Origin of the sequence: Actinotignum stranguriae, from assembly GCF_051265215.1 — a bacterium.
Classification (GTDB): Bacteria; Actinomycetota; Actinomycetes; order Actinomycetales; family Actinomycetaceae; genus Actinotignum; species Actinotignum schaalii_C.
Genome location: NZ_JBOZCJ010000020.1, coordinates 14,451 through 33,547, shown reverse-complemented (window position 1 = coordinate 33,547; position 19,097 = coordinate 14,451). Strand labels below are relative to the sequence as shown.

Sequence of the window (19,097 nt, the reverse complement as noted above, 5' to 3'; positions counted from 1 at the left end):
ACTGGTTGGTAGATATGCGCGGCGGGGTGGGGAGGCTGCGCCGCGTGCGCCGTCGCCCTACCTCTCCCGAACCCTGGCCTCCGTGCAGGAATGACAACACCGGATTCCCCGACGGGATCCCTCCCGTCACGAAGTTAGGAGAAGGTGTGACAGGTTTTAACTGGCGCCGCCTGGGCGGATTATCCGTCACGGCTGCGCTCGCCTTAAGCGTACTCACTACTCCGGCGCTCGCTGCGGACCAGCCAGCGCCGTCGAATCCCGCCGGCGCTTTCGCCGGTCTCTTCTCTCCCGATAACCCCGAGCTGGCTGCCTTCCAGGATCTGCAGGGCTCCAATGAGCGGGTGCGGGTTATTGTGCTCCTCAAGGACCAGTCTCGCCTGGGCAGCGATACCGGTGAGGCGCAGAGCCTGGCCACGCAGGAAGACCTGGTGGCACAGTGGTCGGAGAAGTACGGTCTGCAGCTTGAGCGCCAGTTCGGCTACCTCGTCAATGGTTTCGCCGCGACGATGCCGGCGGATAAGATGGCGGCTCTGGAAGCGGAAGCCGCGGTGGCCTCGGTCAAGCGTGAGCGCGTCTACCAAACAACAGACGTGGCCGCGACCGAACGCGCTGCCGATATTTCCCGCGCCGTCGCCCAAAGCGCGCTCGCCCAGAACGCGGGTACCACGCAGGCGCTCGCCCAAGGTGCCCTCGCAACGCAGCCGCAGGAAAATGTGCCCCTCGAAGATGCCTCGCGCGATATGCAGGGCGCGCCCGCGGCCCTGGCTGATGCCGGCGCGGACGGCACCGGCATGGTTATTGCGATTGTGGACACGGGTATCGACCCGACTCACCGCGATATGCGCATCGACAATTGCGATACCGCGAAGATTAAGAATATTAACACCGCTGCGAATCCCGCCTTCACGTGCAAGGTTCCCAACGGCTACAACTACGCCGATGATAATTTCGAGATCGTCGATACCACCTCGTCCATGCACGGCATGCACGTGGCGGGTATTGCCGCGGCAAACGGCCTGGATGAAGGCCAGACCTTCGCAACCACCGGCCGGGTGGAAGGCATGGCCCCCAATGCCCAGCTGCTGGCAATGAAGGTCTTTTCCAATGACCCGGCGCGTTCGCGCGGCGCGGCCGACGGCGATATTATTGCCGCCATTGAAGATTCCGTGAAGCTGGGCGCCGACGTTATTAACCTCTCGCTGGGCTCCGATAACGGCTTCGGATACTCCAACGGTGCGGGCCTGGCCATCGAAGAAGCGCGCGCCAAGGGTGTGCTCCCGGTGATTTCCGCCGGTAACTCCGGGCTCAATTTCTCGCCGAGCGGCGGGGAAGACGATATGTTCGGTAAATGGGACGACGGCGTTATTGGCTCGCCCTCGGCTCACGATGCCACGCTTTCGGTTGCCTCGATTGATAATAATTTTGAAACCCGCTCGGTCGCCCGCGTGACCGTGGGGGACAAGTCCGAGGATATTTTCTACGAACTTGCCACCGGTAAGCCGGATAATGAGCCCCGCGAAGCGGTAGCCGCCGGTACCGGCAAGCCCGAAGAATTCCCGGAAAATACCGCCGGTAAATACGCTCTTATTGAGCGCGGCGGCATCACCTTCGGGGAAAAGTTCGGCAACGCACAAAAAGCCGGTGCGGCCGGTGTAATTATCTACAACCACGAAGCCGGCGGGGATTCCATGATCTCCATGGGCGGTATTGACGAATACACCTTCCCCGGTGGCGTGATGTTCCGCTCCGATGCGCTGCGCCTCGTGAAAGCAATCGAAGCTAAGACCCCGGTCACCATCGCCCTCACGGATGAAGCCCGGACCACGCCCTCGGCCACGGCCGGCGCGCCCTCCAACTTCACCTCCTGGGGCCCGACCTCCAACCTGGACTTCAAGCCGAATATTTCGGGTGTGGGCGGTAACGTCTACTCCACCCTGAATTCCAATACCTACGGCTCGATGTCCGGTACCTCCATGGCCGCTCCGAACGTGGCCGGCTCCATGGCCAGCGTGCTTCAGGTGCTCGGTGAGCGCTTCCCGGATATGTCCCGGGCGGATCGCCTCAGCCTTGCGGAAACGCTGCTTATGAACACCGCGGAAATTCCGCGGCACGACGGCGTTCCTTACGCCCCGCGCCAGATCGGCGCCGGTTTGGTGCGCGTGGATCACGCCCTGGCTTCCCAGGTGCACGCCCGCGTGGACGGCGCTAATTCGGTGGCTCTGGGCCAGGTGAACGGGCCGGTGTCCTTCACCGTGACCCTCACCAATCACGGCGATAAGGAAGCGGCTTACGCGATTCCGCGTCAGGAAGTCGTCAACGAAACGAATAACGCGAACGACATCACCTCCACTTTCATTTCCAAGGAAACGCTGACGGCGGACCGTAAGGTCCTCACCGTGGCGCCCGGGGAAAGCACCCAGGTCACCTTCACGCTCACCCCGAGCAAGGGTAACCACTTCGTGGAAGGCTGGGCGGTGCTCGCCGGCGTGCAGGATACCCCGGATATTAAGGTGCCCTACCTTGGCTTCGCCGGGGACTGGAACGCCGAACCCATTTTCGTGGCGCCGGGTCAGACCTGGGGTGAGGGAAATACCTCCACCTCCCAGCTGACCACCACGCTCTTCGGGATGACCCTCCCCATGAAGAACAATATCTTCGGGGAATTCTGGCTCTCGCCGAATAAGGACAATAGCGCTGATACGGTTGTCCCGAATTTGACGCAACTGCGTAACGCGGAAGAAGCCCAGTTCGAAATCTACGATGCGGCCGGCAAGCTCGTAACGCGCGTGGGTGAGGAACAGGAACTCTCTCGCCAGATCGCGGGTACTGCCCTCGGCACGAAGAATATTGCGCAGCCCTACCGCAGCCACGCTTTCAATGGCACGGTGTGGGATGCGGCCAGCGCGAGCTTCAAGGCGATTCCGGATGGGCGCTACACCTACCGCGTCAAGGCGCGCCTGGGTGATCGTTTCGACTGGCAGACCCTCGATATGCCCTTCGGCGTGGATACCGTTGCCCCCGAAGTTTCCGTGGGTGAACCCTTCGAGCGTGATGGACAGAAGATCCTGCCCTTCACCGTGACCGAAACCGGCTCGGGGATTTTCTCCTCGCCGATTGTGGAAACGGATAAGGGCGGCCAGATCAAGCCGGTCACCAAGAATTCCGATTCTTCCTTCGAAGTGGTGCTTCCCGAGGGCGTTTCCTACGTTGTGGTCACCGTGGGCGACCTGGGTATGAATACCACCATGGTCACCAAGGTGCTGGGCGCGAACGCCATTGAGATCCCGAACCTGAAGAAGTACAACACCGAGGTCTTCACCCCGAACCACAGCCTTGTCAAGGATGGCAAGCTGACCGTCTTCGGCCTGGCTTCCGATGCGGTGGCCCGCGTGAGCGTGGCCGGTGCGGATGCGGAGCTCAGTGGGGGACTCTTCGGTGCCCAGGTTGCGCTGACCGAAGGCACCCAGAATATCCCCGTGGTTGCCTACGGTGATAACGGCCGCGAAATCACCCGCACGGTGCTGACCGTCACCTACGATTCGGTGGCCCCGAGCGTGGCGATTACCTCCCTCAATGCTGGCGGCAAGCAGCCGGTGGCCGAGGACGGTTCCGTCACGATCACCGGTAATGTGCGCGATGAGCGCGCCGGCGCTACCCTCACTGTCAAGATCAACGGCAAGGCCGTTGAGGTGGATGCCACCGGTGGCTTCACCACTACCTTCACCCCGGAAGCTGATGCCGTCAGCGCCACCGTGGTGGCCTCCGATGGTGGAAATACCACCACCGAAACGGTCACCTACGAAGGCCGGGAGGTCGTGGCGGAAGATACGTCGTCGTACCAAGCACCTACCTTCACGAATGTGGAATGCTTCGGCACCACCTGCCTACCGGATATGTCCACCGCGGAAAAGACGGCGGACGGCAAGCTGGTGCTGCGCGGTAAGGCGCAGGGCGTGTCCGCCTTTGTGCTTCAGCCGCGCGTGACCGTGAACGAGGCCGGCGACTACGTTGTTCCGGAAGCGATTAACGTGAACGTGCAGGCCGATGGCACCTTCGAAGCCGCGGTGCCGGTGACCACCGGTATTAACGCCTTCCACATGAAGGTGACCGATACCGCGGGCAAGGTTCGTATGGATACCATCCTGCGTGTCTTCTGGGATACCGGGTACCCCAAGGTGTCCTTCACGGAACCGACCCTGTACAACGGCGTGCTCTACGCGAATTCGGATGAGGTCACCTTCGCGGGTACCGCCTCCGACGACGCTTGGGGTTACGAACTGAAGATCAACGGCTCGGTGGTGCGCAGCATTATCGACCACACCGTGGGCGGCACCAAGACCAATACCCGCAGCTTCAACCAGGCATTCCCGGTTGCGGACGGCGATACGGTCCTCGTGCAATTCGGTGACGGCATGGGCAATACCCTGCTCAACACCATCCCCGTGGTGGTGGATAAGGACGGCCCGGCGGTGAGCATCAACGGCACGGACGGCGCGGTTATTCGCGACGGCGCTGCCATTGCCACCAGCGTGACCGACCCCAACCTCAAGGCCGCGCGCGTGCTCCTCAACGGGGACGTGCTCAGCGAGCAGAGCACCGATGCGAGCCTGCTCGGCCAGAGCGTTGAGGACAGCCTCGTGGACGTCAAGACCTACTTCGGTGGCGGAAACGACGCGGGTGCGAACGGTGCGGATGCCGCGAAGGCCGTGCAGGTTGATGCTAACGGTGTGGCGGATAAGAACGACGCCGCACGCGTGGTTGCGGGCGTGAAGGACGCGGCCGGGCTTATGGCTGAGGCCGATGCTCCGGTTGCCGACGACGCAGCGGCCGGCGATACCGCTGGTGAGGCTGCGACCGCTCTCAACTACACCGTGGAAACCGCCGCGCTGCCGGCCGGTACGTACACTCTCACGGTGGAAGGCACCGACCTGGCCGGTAATTCCACCGCGCAGTCCATCTCCTTCACGAAGGACAGCCTGCCCGTGATCGAGGGTCCGGACACCGTGGAACTCACGGCGCCCGCCGGCGCTCTTGACCGGCAAGCACTGGCCGCCGAGGTACTCGCCAAGTACACGGTGAAGGACGACGGCGCAGCCGGGGCCGCGGGCGATACCGCTCTCACCCTGGCGCCGGGCACGGTGCTCAACCCGGGCGAGAATACGGTGACCCTCATTGCCACCGATGCTGCCGGGGCTGCCGTCACCAAGACGGTGAGCGTCACGGTAGCCCAGGAGACCGCACCGGAACCGGAGCCCACTCCGGGTGAGCCGGGTACCCCGGGTACCCCGGATCCGACGCCGGGTCAGCCGGTGCCGAACCCGACGCCGGCGCCCGAACCGAGCACGCCCGGTAAGCCGGGTGATACCGGAAACGTGTTCTACCTGTCCAACAATTGGACCTCCACGGTTGCCCAGCAGGTCTTCTCCTACGGGCGAGCCGCCGACCAGGTCCTGATCGGTGACTGGGATGGCGATGGCAAGGAAACCCTGGCAGTGCGCCGCGGCAACCAGATCTTCATCCAGAACAGCCTCTCCGGCGGAGTTGCTGATGAAGTGATTTCCTTCGGACGTGCTGATGACACCATCGCGGTTGGTGACTGGGATGGCGACGGTAAGGATACCTTCGCGGTGCGCCGCGGCAACCAGGTATTCGTCCTCAACTCGATTCGTTCCGGGGATGCCGATCAGGTATTCAGCTTCGGCCGCGACGGCGACGTGCTGCTGGCCGGTGATTTCGATGGTGACGGCAAGGATACCTTCGCGGTCCAGCGTGGGAACGTGTTCTTCGTGAATAACACCCTCGCGGGCGGCAAGGCTGAAACCTCCTTCTCCTATGGCAAGGCCGGTGACCAGATCTTTGTTGGTGACTGGGATGGTGACGGCAAGGATACCTTCGCTGTTCGGCGTGGTAACCAGGTGTTTGTGGCGAACTCGCTCAAGAGCGGGAACGCTGATATCACCTTGCATTATGGCCGGGCCGGTGACCAGATGCTGGTTGGTGACTGGGATGGGGATGGCGTTGATACCCCCATCGTCCGCCGCTAATAACTAGCGCCCGCGGGATGCTGGCCCACCGGCCAGTATCCGGCCCAGGGTAAAGGGAAGGGGAGGCCCCGGATTTTCCGGGCGCCTCCCCTTTTCGCTTCCCGGGGGCGCGGACTATCTATTTACGCTTAGCTACCTTGAGCGGGCCCGCCGCACTTGCCGCTGGCAGAACTCGCGAATCTCCGCGAATCCGGCTTCGCGTACCGGTGCGCGGGAGAGCAGTACGTCATGAACAGCACGATCCAATTTCAGGATATGCACATCGCTCGCTATTTCCGCGGCCCGTGCCCACATTTGCTCGACGTCCAACACGGTATCGGCTTCGCGCAACTCCTCGCTCCACGCGGTGGCCACGATGCTGCGCGCCGCGGTGAGCATGAGCACCGGGAGCCGCAGCCGCACATTCCGCGCCACGTACCGCTGCGCCCGAATGACCGCGTGCAGCCAGCCGCCGCGAATCGGCGCCGGATCCGGGCGCATATCCCAGGCCGGCGTCCACCCGGTGGTCCAAAACGGATCGCTGGTACCTTCCGGCGCCCCGGGCACCCGCGTCATTCCTTCCGGGCGCCACGCGTCGAGCACCATCCCGTAAAAGCCCGGGTCGTGTACGGGCAGCGGTTTTTTCGGTGCGGTGCGCGCCGCCAGTTCCGCCACAGGTACGACGACGGCGCTCCCGGCCGCTCCCACCTGCAAATCCAACCACGGTGAATTAAGCACCAGGCCAGCCAGATCTTTCCCGCGGCGGGAGCCGGCGTAGAGGGTGGCGGTGAGGCCGCCGGTGGAATGCCCGTACAGGATGGTGGGGAGTTGGGCTGCAGCGGGGCCGAAGCGAGCCGGGAGGTCTGTGCGCATGGCGGCCAGGGCCGCATCGATATCGGCAAAATACACCCGCATGCTATCCGTGTAGCCGTAGCTTTGCCGCTGCGGATCCCAGGAGCGGCCATATTTACGCAGGTCAATTGCGTAGAAAGCCCCGCCGGCAGCTGTTATCGCTTCGGCAAGGGCCCACTGGTAGAACATGTCATTCCAGCCGTGAATAGCGAGGAAAGCGAAGCTCGGGGTAGGCGTGCCCGCGGGTGGCAGTGCGCGGATGAGGGTGGCGCAGACGGCACCTTCGTCGTCGTCGGGAAGAGGAAGGGTGAGGCGTTCGTAACCGGCGCCGAGGAGGTCGGGTTCCCACGCGAGCGCGGGATGGTGGGGTGCGGCGGCTCGAGTCACGTTCATCCTTTCGGCTTTTCTTCGATTTTACCGCCCGCGTGGCGTTGTTCGGGTCGTGGGTGCCGGGCAGCAGAGTCCGGGGCAGTGACACCCGGCGGTGAAAGCCCGGGCCATAGCAGGCGATTCTGGCATGCCTCGCTTCACCCGCTGCTTTCCCATACCCCCACCACGGATTTCTAGAAAGCAAAGTGGCGAGTGTTCTGTAGAATCCCCATAACAGCCTATCGACTAGGGAGGAGCTGCCCGTGCCCTCAACACAAGGCCAGCCCGGTGTGCGGGAAACAGCCATCCGGCTGCTACCCGCGCTCGGCTTCGGACTCATCCTCGGCGCCCTCACCCTGCTCTGGATGAACGACTGGCACGGCACTCTCTACATCAGCCTCATTATGATCGGCGCACTGATCGTGTTGGGTGGCATTATTTATTTGCGTTACCGCTACCTCCACACCGCGGCCGCGCACGACCACCCGCTCCGCCCCCTCACCGCTGTGCTCACGGGCATCGCATTATTTCTGGGCGGCACGCTCCTGCCCGCCCTCCTCAACCCGCACCAAGCCGTCCGCATCGTCACCACCCAAATTAAAGACTGGGGCGGGGGCCCATTACGCTCCTATTTTGTGAGCGGGGCTGAAGATTTAGGTGTCGCCGTCGTCGATATTGAAAAAGAAGCCGGGACCACGCAAGCGTTCCGGGCCCTCGTGCGCGAACGCCGCCTCGAAATTGACGTTCCCGTGGGCGAACGCAATAACGCCGCGGTCACCTACTCCTGGTCTCTGCCGCGCGATACCACGCCCTACGGGTTCGCGGCCTCGCGGCCTTTCCGCTTCGAACGCGTCCCCACCTTTGACTACACCCAGCTTGATGCCGCGCTCTTCACCCGCGCCACCACCCTCGTGCGCGAACGCGGCGCGCAGATCGGCTTGACGCTTGCGCAGCTGGAAAGCGCGGAAGTATTCGTGCGAGTGAAAGCGGCGGCTGCCGAGCTACCTGAATGCGAAGGCACTTGCCCCGCGCCCGAGGACCTCATCTACACCGGGTGGCTGCGCGCCGGCGGCAAAGCCGGGCACGTGATGATCGACGCGCGCGGCACCGTGCTCGGCGAAGACTGGTCGCAATTCGGCGAGTAACGAGTCTCGGAGTAGCGGGCGGGATGGCGGCTAGAGAACCGCGTCCACTGGCGCATCCGCCGGCGCGACCTCGGCGAGGAAATCCGCAATAATCGCGGAAACCTCATTATTTTCGATAAGGAAACCATCGTGACCGTGCGCGGAATGCACGGTCTGGAGCGGGTGCGCCCCGGGCAAAGCTGCGGCCAAGTCCGCCATATGCTGCGGATAAAACAGCCGATCCGAATCAACGGCGACGACGAGCGCCGGCTGCTGCAGCCCCGCCACCACCTGCGCGGTGCCGCCCCGCCCGCGCCCAATATCGTGAGTAATAAATGCCTGGCTGATCGTCAGGTAGGAATTCGCATCAAAACGCGCCACTAATTTCGCACCGTGATAATCCAGGTAGGACTGTACGGCGTAACGGCCCCCGCGCAGCGGATCTTCGCCCTCCTGCGGGGTGCGCCCGAAACGCGCCGCCAGCTCCGGGGCGCAGCGATAAGTTAAATGCGCTATTTCACGAGCCAGGCCGAGCCCGGCATCCGGGCCGCTCACGCCACTCTCATCGGGTTCGGCATCGTAATAATGTCCGCCGCGCCAGCGTGGATCCAGGCGGATCGCCAGATTTTGCAGGTGCGCATAAGCAATATGTTCCGCGGTGCTGGCCGGGCCCGCCACCAGCACCGCGAAGGCCCCCACCCGCTCCGGGAAGGACGCCGCCCATTCCATGGTGCGGCAGCCCCCGAAGGAAGCGCCCGCCACCAGCGCCCAGCGCTGCACCCCGAGCAGATCGGCGAGCCGTGCCTCCGCCGCGGCCATATCCCGCATGGTAATTTCCGGGAAACGCGGGCCCCAGGGCTGGCCATCGGGAGCGGGCGAAGCCGGGCCGGTACTTCCCTGACATCCACCCAGCACATTCGGGCACACCACGTAATACTGATTTGTATCAATGGCCAGGCCCGGGCCCACAATATCTTTCCACCAGCCGCTTTGCCCATCACGCGCCGCGGCATGCGAATCCCCGGTGAGGGCGTGGCATAGCAGCACCGCATTGGAGCGGTCCGCATTGAGCTGCCCCCACGTTTCGTAGGCGAGTCGAACCTGCGGCAGGCGGCCGCCCAGCTCCAGTTCCAGGGGGCCAAGATCCGCGAAACGGCGCTCACCCGGGTCGTCCCCCTCCAGCCAGGCGCCGGTAGGGCGCTCGGTGAGGCGGGGAGCGGGGGTGTAGCCGGTATCGAAATCACCGATAGGTTCGGCATCGGTGACCGGGTCTAGGGGAGCGTGTCCCACGAGGAACTGGGGGCTGGGCGTCATGATAATCCTTGATCTTTGGTATCTAGGCGATGGACTCGAGGCCCTGGCGAATATCGGCAATAAGATCGCGCGGATCTTCAATACCGATGGACAGGCGCACGGTGGCCGGGCTGATACCGTTGGCCGCCAGCTCTTCCTCGGTTAACTGCGAATGAGTGGTCGAAGCCGGGTGCACCACCAGTGATTTCGCGTCCCCGATATTCGCGAGATTGGAGAAGAGACGGAGGGACTCCACGAAAGCCGCGGCCTTTTCAAAACCGCCGGCAACTTCCACCGTGAAGACCGAACCGGGGCCCTTCGGGGCATACTTGGCGGCCAGCTCGTGGTAGGGATTACCCGGCAGACCAGCCCAGTTCACCGAGTCGATACCGGGGTGCTCGACCAAGAATTCCGCCACCGCGCGGGTATTGGAGAGGTGGCGGTCGATACGCAGGGAGAGGGTCTCCAGGCCCAGCCCGATAAGGAAGGCATTGAAGGGAGAAATTGCGGCGCCGGTATCACGCAGCAGGGTGGCACGAATACGAGTTGTGAAGGGGGCGCCGGGAAAATCACCCCAGACGATGCCGTGGTAGGACTCGTCCACCTCGTGGAAGCCGGGGAACTTACCGTTCTTCCAGTTGAAGCCCGCACGTTCCACCACGGAGCCGGCAATGGAGGTGCCGTGCCCGCCCAGGAACTTGGTGGCCGAATCCACCACCACGTCCGCCCCGAAATCGAAGGGGTTCACATTGGCCGGAGTCCCGATCGTATTATCCACAATGAGCGGAATATCGTGGGAATGGGCGAGCTTGGCAAGTGCCTCAATGTCGAGAATATCCTGCTTCGGGTTCGGGATGGTCTCCCCGTAGAGGGCCTTGGTATTCTCATCGATCAGGGCTTCCCAATTGGCGGGGTCCGAAGGGTTCTCCACGAAACGGGCCTCGATGCCGAAGTTCTTGAGCACGTGCTTGAACTGGTTGTAAGTCCCGCCGTAGAGCGAATCGGAGGACACAATATTATCCCCGGCCTGCGCCACATTCGTGACCGCGTAGAAAATAGCAGCCGAACCGGAAGCGAGGAGCAGCCCGCCCGTACCACCGTACAGCGCGGAAATACGTTCTTCGACAGCGCCCTGGGTGGGGTTGGTGATGCGGGTGTAAATCATGCCCGGATCGGTGAGCGCGAAACGCCCGCGCGCCTGCTCATTATCCTTAAAAACATAGGACGTGGTTTGGAAAATCGGCAGCGCTCGGGCACCGTGGTCGGAGTCGAGGACCTGGCCGGCATGCACCTGGAGGGTGTCGAAATGCAAAGTGTTCTGGGAATTCTGATTTTCTGACATGGTGCTCTCCTTCAAAACTGTGATGGGGAGCGGGCGGTAGATAACGCCCCGGCATAAACCTAGAAAATATTCTTTTTCTCAGGCGCAGCAATATCCATTCTGGGTAAACCAGAGGTGTGACATTGGAATATGGGGAATGGAATTCTGCGATGCGGCGAATGCGCTCTGACCAGCCCGCTTATTTTTCTACTTGGTGTTCTTTTCCAAAATCAGCAGGGCTGATAGCGCACGTTAGGGCGGCTGGGCCGCGGAACGTGCGCTAGTTGGGCATTCGCATGACGAACATGGTGCAAGCATAGGCAGGTGAGGGCAGTATTCGTCAAGTTCACGGTGTAAATCACATTCTTGGTTGAGGGTGCCGGCGGCGGAGCTGCGCCGTCGTACTTTAAGTCTTTCGGGTGCTCGCAACGCTGTGCGGATGTGCCCCCGGATTTGTTCGGTGTCTCGCCTGTGTGAAAGTTGTGGTTCCTGATAAATGTAGGTGAGTGGTGTGACGAAAAAGAACAGAATTACACCTGTGAAATTTTGGGGCAGATGTTTCGTTTTGGACTGGTGTGAGGTATGTTCTTAGTGTTTATATCGAATTGTGGGTTTAGTCTGCGCGTACCTGTCCGGGGCGCGGGAAAGCCCGCCCTCTGGAGGTCGTGTGGAGAATCGTTCTCGGCGCCTAACGGCTGTGCTGGCCGCCTGCGCCCTCGCTCTCTCAGTGCTACCCGGTGCCCGCGCGGATAACGTTGAACGCGATATTGATCGCTCGCGGGCCGCGGAAAAGCAAACAGCTCAAAGTATCGGGCAGATCGAAGCTTCGCTGGCCGGGCTCGCCTCCCAGGCCGAAGCGGCCCGCACCGATGTGGTCATCAAGGCGGCCGAAGCCCAGCGTGCCCAGCGCAACCTGGAAGATTCGGTCAATACCGCGATGGATGCCCAGGTGGTGGCCAATAGTGCCCGGGCTGAAGCCGATGCTGCACGCGGGGAGCTCGGCTCGATCTCCTCGGCGATGTACCGGGATTCCTCCACCACCCTCACCGCCGCGAACGCGCTGCTCGGAGCGCAATCCCTGCGCGATGCCGATGACCGCCAGCGCGCTTTCCGCACCGCCGGCCACGCCACCGACCAAAAGCTACAGCGCTACCAGGCCGCCCGCGATATTGCCGATACCCTCCAGGGCGAAGCGGATCGCAAGGCCAATGAGCAGGCCACCATTGCCGCGCGCGCGGAGGGCGCCGCGAAAGATGCCAGCTCGGCCGCCTCCCAATTGGATAGCCAACTGGCCTCCATCGAAGCGCAACGCGACCAACTTTTCGAAACCCTCGCCCGGCAAAAAGGCACGACGGCGGCGCTAGAACGCGCCCAGCAAGAACAGAAAGAAGCCGCGGCCCGCGCCCAGGCCGAAGCTGAACGCCAGCGCATCGCGGCTGAAGCGGCAGCCCAGGAACAGGCCGCCCGGGAGGCAGCAGCTCGGGAAGCGGCGGCCCGCCAGGCGGCCGCGGAAGAAGCGGCTCGGCGCCAAGCCGAAGCTCAGCCCGCTCCCGCGCCGGCACCGGCGCCTGCTCCCGCACCGGAACCCGATCCGGAACCTGAACCCGCGCCGGCGCCAGCCCCGGATCCCGAACCTGAACCGGAACCCGAACCGGCCCCGGCACCGTCGGGTAATGGTTGGGCGATTGTGAGCTTCGCACGGCAATTCGTGGGTGTGCCCTATGTGTGGGGTGGCAATACCCCCTCGGGCTGGGATTGCTCCGGTTTCACCCGCTATGTGTACGGGCACTTCGGGTATTCCCTGCCGCGTACCTCCGGGGCGCAGCGTTCGGCCGGCTACGAGATTTCCCCCTCCCAAGCCCAACCCGGCGACCTGCTGTGGTGGCCCGGGCACGTGGGCATCTACACCGGCAACGGCATGCATATCGCCGCCACCAACCCGGAAGGTGGCACGCGCGAAGGCCCGATTTGGGGTAGCCCCACCTACGTGCGGATTATCGACTAGGTTGAGCTGCGTGAGCTTAGCGTAGGCTAGGCAAGCTACGTAAAAGCGGGAGCTGTGCATGATCTGCATAGCTCCCGCTTTTTACGTCTCTACCTGGGGTTATTTGCCCGCCTAGTGCTGGCCGGCTACCCGCCTAATGCTGGCTGGGCGGCTGCGCTTCGTGCGCGGTGTAATAGCCTTCGTCAATGGCCCGCTGGAAGGAGGCCCGAATTTCCTCCTCCGCGGCTTCGCGGCCCACCCAGTGGGCGCCTTCCACGGACTTGCCCGGCTCCAGATCCTTATACACCTCAAAGAAGTGCTGGATTTCCAGGCGGTGGAATTCCGAAACATCCTCAATTTCGGTACGCCAGGAGGCCCGCTGATCTGAAGCTGGCACGCATAGCACCTTATCGTCGCCGCCCTTTTCATCACGCATGCGGAACATACCCAGCGCACGGCAGCGAATCACGCAACCCGGGAACGTGGGCTCTTCCAGCAGCACCAGGGCGTCCAGCGGATCGCCGTCCTCACCGAGGGTGTCATCAATAAATCCGTAATCATCGGGGTACCGGGTGGATGTGAAAAGCATGCGATCCAGGCGGATGCGCCCGGTTTCATGATCTACTTCGTACTTATTTCGATTTCCCTTGGGGATTTCGATGGTGACATCGAATTCCATCATGTGAAGCTCTCCTCGCTGACGGCTGGCACATAAGAACACCTAAGAATACGAGCTGCGTTCCGTGCAAGAATAGGCCCGTGAAAGGAAAAGCTCAGATCGCTTTGTCCCTGGTGCTCCTTCTTGCGGGCGGGTACGCATTCGCTGATGCCTTTGATCTTACCCCCGGATTGCTCACCCTGGGACCTAGGGCCGATGCCGCCGCGCCGTATCCGCAGCCCACTCCCGTGCCGGCCGTGACCGTTCCGACCGCCCCCGAGCCTGCGGAACTCGAGGATGCCAGCGTTGCCAAGGTCGCGGCCCTCGGGCAGGAATTCGCCGCTCGCCTGGCACCCACGGGCCAGGTATCCTACGAAATTCGCGAGGCTGCCACGGGGCGGGTGCTCGCCACAAAGGATGCGAAAGTCTCGCGGGTACCGGCCTCCAATATGAAACTGGTGACCGCCCGGGTGGCCCTGGAAACCCTCGGCCCGGATCGCCGCTTCGCTACCAGCGTGGCCGCCTCCGGCACCACCATTCACCTCATCGGCGGGGGCGATGTGTTCCTGGCTCCCGATACCGCCGCCACCCAGGTCCCGGGCACCATTGCCCGCGGCGATCTCTCGGAATTGGGCGCGGCCGCCGCCACCTACGCGCGCGAGCACCCGGGTGGCCCGGTAAGCGTCGTCGTTGATACCTCTCTTTTCGCGGGGCCGGAGTACGCGCCCACCCTCGATCCGGTCAACCACGATTACGTGGCACCCATAACGCCGCTCGCGCTGAACGGTGGGGCGGTGGGCTACCACTACAGTGCCACGCCCGCCCTCGATGCCGGGAACGCCCTCGCGGAGCAGCTGCGCGGGGCCGGAGTGGAAGTGGCGGAGGTACGCGCTGGGCAAGCGCCCAAGGAAGCGGCAGCCCACCCGCTGGCCACGGTGCATTCGGCGAGCGTGCGCGAGCTGGTGGACCGCATGCTCACCGAATCGGATAACACCCTGGCGGAAACCCTCGGGCACCTGGTGGCGCGCGAGCGCGGAGAAAGTGTGGATTTTGCGGGCGCGGCGCGTGCCACCCGCGCGGTTCTGGAGGAGCTGGGCTACCCGCTGGACGGCGTGGTGATCTCCGATAATTCCGGCCTGAGCGAAACGAATCGGCTCACCTGTACGCTCCAGCTCGCGATCCTGGAGGACGCTGTGAATCTGAGCGATGGCACGGTGGGGGCGCTGGGGGCCGGCTTGCCGGTAGCTGCGCTCAACGGCACGTTGGCGGACCGCCTCACCGAGGGCGCCGCGCCCGGAATGATTCGCGGGAAAACTGGGACGCTCGCGGATGTGGTCTCGCTCAGCGGGGTGCTGCGTACGCGTTCGGGGGCGCTACTGACCTTCTCCATCCTCACCGATTCCCACCACGACGTTTCGTTGTTGGATGTGCGGGGCGCCGAGGATGCTTTCCTCACCGCGGTGGCGGAGCTCTAATGGCCGGACCCCACCCCGCTTACGCGGCCGGGCGGCGCCGCTTGCGCGAGCTGTTGGAGAGTTGCGGATACCGGCCGGGTACCCGGCTGACGGTAGCGGTGTCCGGCGGCTCGGATTCCCTCGCGCTAGCCCGTATCGCGCTCTTCGTGGCGCGCCGGGACGGCTACCTGCTGCGCGCGGTCACCGTCAACCACGGGATTCGCCCGGAGGCGGGGCGCGAAGCCGCGCAGGTTGCGGCCCGCCTGCGTTCCTGGGGGTACGACGACGCCGCGGCGGTCAGCGTGGACCTCGGCGGTGGATCGAGCCCGGAAGGGCAGGCACGAGCGGCCCGGTACGCGGCATTGGCCGAGGCGGCCGGTGCGGACAGCCCGGTGCTGCTGGGCCACACCGCGGACGACCAAGCTGAAACCGTGCTCCTGGGCCTAGGGCGGGGTTCGGGAGCGCGCTCCCTGGCAGGCATGCCGGAAGCGGGCCCGCTGCCGGGCAACCCGGAGCTCACTGCGCTGCGCCCGCTGCTGGGGCTGCGGCGCGCGGCGCTTCGCGCCGCGCTGCAAGATGAGGGGCTGGCCTGGGTGGAGGATCCTTCCAATGAGCCCGATGGCCCGTGGCGGGCGGCGGGCGGTGGCCCGCTCACCCGCGCCGCGCTGCGCTCACGCGCCCTGCCTGCTCTGAGTGAGACGCTCGGGCCGGGAACGGTGGAAGCTCTGGCTCGCACCGCCCGCCTGCTGCGCCGCGATAATGAGGCTTTGGACACCTGGGCGGCCCGGGAACTGGCCACCTGGGAAGAACGCGGTGTGGTGAAAGAGGCGGGTGAGCCGGGGTGCGGCGTCGTCGTACCTATTGCACCGCTGCGCGAACTTCCCACGGCCGTGCGCACCCGGATTCTGCGCGTCCTGGCCTTGCGCGTGGGGGCACGCGCCGGGGAGGTGAGCGCGGGGCATATTGAGGCCCTCGACGCGCTGGTGACCGGGCCGGGCGGCGTGCGCCACTGCGACCTGCCCGGGGCGCGAGCGCTTCGGCGCGATAATATTGTCGTCTTCGCGCGTTAGGCTTAGAAGCACAGCGGAACTGCTCAAGGAGATGGTGATGGACCACACCGATATGGGTGATAAGTTGGAAAAAATCCTCGTCACAAATGAGGAAATCCAAGCGAAGCTTGAGGATATGGCGCGTCAGATTGACGCTGATTACGATGGTGACCTGCTCGTGGTGGGCGTGCTCAAGGGTGCCGTCATGGTGATGGCGGATCTGGTGCGGAAAATCCACTCTCCGCTGAATATGGATTGGATGGCGGTGTCCTCCTACGGGATGGGTACCAAATCCTCCGGCGTGGTGCGGATTTTGAAGGATCTGGATGCTGATGTGACCGGTCGGCACGTCCTCATCGTGGAAGATATTATCGATTCCGGCCTTACCCTCGCGTGGCTGAAGAAGAATCTGCTGGATCGCGGGGCGCAATCGGTGCGGATCGCGGCCATCCTGCGAAAACCCGAGGCGGCTAAAGTTGACGTTCAGGTTGACTACCTAGGCTTTGATATTCCCGATGAGTTCGTGGTGGGGTACGGACTCGACTATGCCGAACAATTCCGGCATCTGCCTTTTGTGGGCACCCTGGCCCCGCACGTTTACGGAGGATAAGTGGACGAACAGCAAGAACCTCGCGGTACTGAACCGGGCGGCACGGCGCCGGGCGGAAGCGAAGCTCGTGGCGGTGAGGCTCGCGGTAGTGAGGCGCACGGTAGCGAAGCGAGCCGCACCGAACCCAGCGCGTATGAGCGCAAGCGCCGGGCCCGCCGCGCCCACCCGCCGCAGCCGGAAGGCCAGTGCGGTTCTACCGGCACGGGCACTAACAGCACGGGCAATAACGGCGGCGCCGGGAAGAACAAGAAATCCCGCGGCTCCGGCTCCGGCCATAAGCTCAGCGAAGAAGAACGCACCAGCCGGCGGCGCTGGCGCGTTATCTCCGGCATAGTCATCGCGGCGCTTCTTGCTTTTATCGGAACCAACCAATTCATGGCCATGCAGTGGTCGAATATCTCCACTTCGGAAGGTATCGCGCTGCTGGAAGGCACCACCGTCCAGCGGGTGCAGATCACAGACGGCACTAACCGGGTACGCCTGTGGCTAACCGAGCCAACAAAAACCATGGATGGTGACGGCGATAAACACGACGCCGGGAAGAAGGTCACTTTCCAATACGCTGACCCGCAGGGCCAGCACATCACCACCCTGGTGGAACGGGCCAATCCGGAACGCGGGCATAACTCGATTGTTCCCTCCCAGAACGTGTTTGTTTCGATGCTCTTCACGTTCCTGCCCATGATCCTCATCTTCGCGGTGTTCATCTGGTTCATGCGCAGCCAGATGGGGCGCGGCTTCGGGGCGAAGGATGCCAATGCGGATGGTGAAGTCTCCGAGGTACGTTTCTCCGATGTAGCCGGGGAAGATGAAGCCGTGGAAGAAGTAAAGGAAGTGGTAGACTTCCTCAAGAACCCGGACCGCTACCAGGCGCTCGGGGCGCGTATTCCGCGCGGGGTGCTCCTCTACGGCCCGCCCGGAACGGGTAAAACCCTGCTGGCTAAGGCCATTGCCGGGGAAGCACAGGTACCGTTCTTCTCCATCGCTGCCTCGGAATTCGTGGAGCTCTACGTGGGTATGGGTGCCTCGCGGGTGCGCGAACTCTTCAAAACCGCGAAGAAAAAAGCCCCGGCCATTATTTTCGTTGACGAAATTGACGCGGTGGGCCGCGGGCGCGGCAGCGGAGCCCTCAGCCATGGCGAACAGGAACAAACCCTCAACCAGCTCCTCGTGGAAATGGACGGCTTCTCCACTGATGAGGCTGTCGTCCTTATTGCCGCCACCAACCGCCCGGACGTGCTGGACCCGGCGCTGCTGCGCCCGGGGCGTTTCGACCGGCAGGTCGCGGTAGATGCCCCCGATATTCGCGGGCGCGAAGCTATTTTGCGGGTGCACGCGCGCGGCAAGCCGCTGGCGGACGACGTCGACCTGGCCGGGGTCGCCAAGCGCACCCCCGGGTTCACGGGCGCGGACCTTGCCAATATCCTCAACGAAGCAGCGCTCTTGGCGGCGCGCCGCCACGCCCACGTTATTACCAATGCGGATGTGGATGAAGCTTCGGATCGCGTGATGGCCGGCCCGCAGCGTTCCAGCCGGGTCATGAGCCCGGAGGATCGGCGCATGACGGCCTACCACGAAGGCGGGCACGCGCTCGCGGCGGCGGCTTTGCGCTATACCGACCCGGTCACGAAGGTAACTATTTTACCGCGCGGGCGGGCCTTGGGGTACACGATGGTCATGCCCACCGAGGATCGCTATTCGGTTACCCGCAACCAGCTCCTCGACCAGCTCACCTACGCGCTGGGCGGGCGCGCCGCGGAAGAAATTATTTTCCGGGACCCCTCCACCGGTGCTTCTAATGACATCCAGAAGGCCACCGAAACCGCGCGGAAGATCGTGACCGAATACGGGATGACCACCGCGGTGGGTGCGGTGCGGGTAGCTCCCACCGCCCAGGAAGAAGCGAGCTTCGCGGCGGCTTCGCGCACCTCGGATTCCCTGGCTGCCACCGTGGATGAGAACGTGCGGGCCCTCCTTGACCAGGCACTCACCGAAGCGTGGACGATTATTACCGAAAACCGGGATATTCTCGACCACCTTGCCGAGGTGCTCCTCGATAAGGAAACCGTGCTGGAAAACGAACTCGCGGAGATCTTCAAGGACGTTGTCAAGGCGCCCGAGCGAGAGGTGTGGCTTTCCGCTCCGGACCGCCCGGTCTCGCAGCGCCCGCCCATCCCACTCCCGGAAGGGAAAACCGAGGAGGAAGCGGCAGCGGATTCGCGCCTGCCCGCCCCGGAGCTTCCCGATGCTGCCACGGGGCCGCTCGGCCCGCGCGGTCGGCACGGCGCGGAACATGAGGATGCCTCAACCCAGCGGGAATGAGCGTGAAAAATACGGGTGCATGAGCTCGGAGAGTGAGG

11 protein-coding genes are annotated in these 19,097 nt (G+C 63.6%); 7 read left to right on the top strand and 4 right to left on the bottom strand.

What is annotated here, in order from left to right:
• Positions 1-146 precede the first annotated feature (146 nt).
• Positions 147-6,044: a S8 family serine peptidase gene (locus tag ACRQEG_RS07335; RefSeq protein ID WP_435733830.1), complete on the top strand. Its 5,898-nt coding sequence runs from the start codon at positions 147-149 to the stop codon at positions 6,042-6,044.
• A 132-nt stretch (positions 6,045-6,176) separates the two neighbouring features.
• Here ACRQEG_RS07335 and ACRQEG_RS07330 read toward each other — a convergent pair whose 3' ends face one another.
• Positions 6,177-7,268 carry an alpha/beta fold hydrolase gene (locus ACRQEG_RS07330; RefSeq protein WP_320758040.1) on the bottom strand — a complete coding sequence of 364 codons (1,092 nt, stop codon included), beginning with the start codon at positions 7,266-7,268 and terminating at the stop codon, positions 6,177-6,179.
• Between the two features lie 239 nt (positions 7,269-7,507).
• On the opposite strand from ACRQEG_RS07330, the gene ACRQEG_RS07325 reads away from it, so the two are divergent.
• Positions 7,508-8,389 (top strand): hypothetical protein, encoded by an 882-nt coding sequence (locus ACRQEG_RS07325; protein WP_320758039.1) that lies wholly within the window; start codon positions 7,508-7,510, stop codon positions 8,387-8,389.
• A 30-nt stretch (positions 8,390-8,419) separates the two neighbouring features.
• On the opposite strand, the gene metX is transcribed toward ACRQEG_RS07325, so the two are convergent.
• A complete protein-coding gene (gene metX, locus ACRQEG_RS07320) occupies positions 8,420-9,682 on the bottom strand; it encodes a homoserine O-acetyltransferase MetX (protein WP_320758038.1) in 1,263 nt (420 codons plus the stop codon).
• 22 nt (positions 9,683-9,704) lie between these two features.
• Complete coding sequence (locus tag ACRQEG_RS07315) at positions 9,705-11,003, bottom strand: O-acetylhomoserine aminocarboxypropyltransferase/cysteine synthase family protein (RefSeq protein WP_320758037.1); 1,299 nt, start codon at positions 11,001-11,003, stop codon at positions 9,705-9,707.
• Between the two features lie 646 nt (positions 11,004-11,649).
• Here ACRQEG_RS07315 and ACRQEG_RS07310 point away from each other — a divergent pair.
• A complete protein-coding gene (locus ACRQEG_RS07310; RefSeq protein WP_435730748.1) occupies positions 11,650-12,987 on the top strand; it encodes a C40 family peptidase in 1,338 nt (445 codons plus the stop codon).
• A 133-nt stretch (positions 12,988-13,120) separates the two neighbouring features.
• Here ACRQEG_RS07310 and ACRQEG_RS07305 read toward each other — a convergent pair whose 3' ends face one another.
• The gene (locus ACRQEG_RS07305) at positions 13,121-13,645 is read right to left on the bottom strand and encodes an inorganic diphosphatase (protein WP_026428653.1); all 525 of its coding nucleotides are present in this window, start codon (positions 13,643-13,645) and stop codon (positions 13,121-13,123) included.
• An 80-nt stretch (positions 13,646-13,725) separates the two neighbouring features.
• On the opposite strand from ACRQEG_RS07305, the gene ACRQEG_RS07300 reads away from it, so the two are divergent.
• From ACRQEG_RS07300 to ftsH, 4 genes are read left to right on the top strand one after another with little or no spacing between them, the layout of a single operon-like run.
• On the top strand, positions 13,726-15,099 hold the full coding sequence (locus ACRQEG_RS07300) for a D-alanyl-D-alanine carboxypeptidase/D-alanyl-D-alanine-endopeptidase (RefSeq protein WP_320758311.1): 1,374 nt from the start codon (positions 13,726-13,728) through the stop codon (positions 15,097-15,099).
• Positions 15,099-16,148, top strand: coding sequence for a tRNA lysidine(34) synthetase TilS (gene tilS / locus ACRQEG_RS07295; RefSeq protein ID WP_435733829.1), 1,050 nt, complete (start codon positions 15,099-15,101; stop codon positions 16,146-16,148). The genes ACRQEG_RS07300 and tilS overlap by 1 nt, the downstream gene beginning before the upstream one ends.
• Before the next feature lie 37 nt (positions 16,149-16,185).
• Complete coding sequence (gene hpt, locus ACRQEG_RS07290; protein ID WP_016441812.1) at positions 16,186-16,737, top strand: hypoxanthine phosphoribosyltransferase; 552 nt, start codon at positions 16,186-16,188, stop codon at positions 16,735-16,737.
• Entirely contained in the window at positions 16,738-19,059 is a 2,322-nt protein-coding gene (gene ftsH / locus ACRQEG_RS07285; protein ID WP_435730750.1) for an ATP-dependent zinc metalloprotease FtsH, read from the top strand. It begins immediately after the preceding gene.
• Positions 19,060-19,097 lie beyond the last annotated feature (38 nt).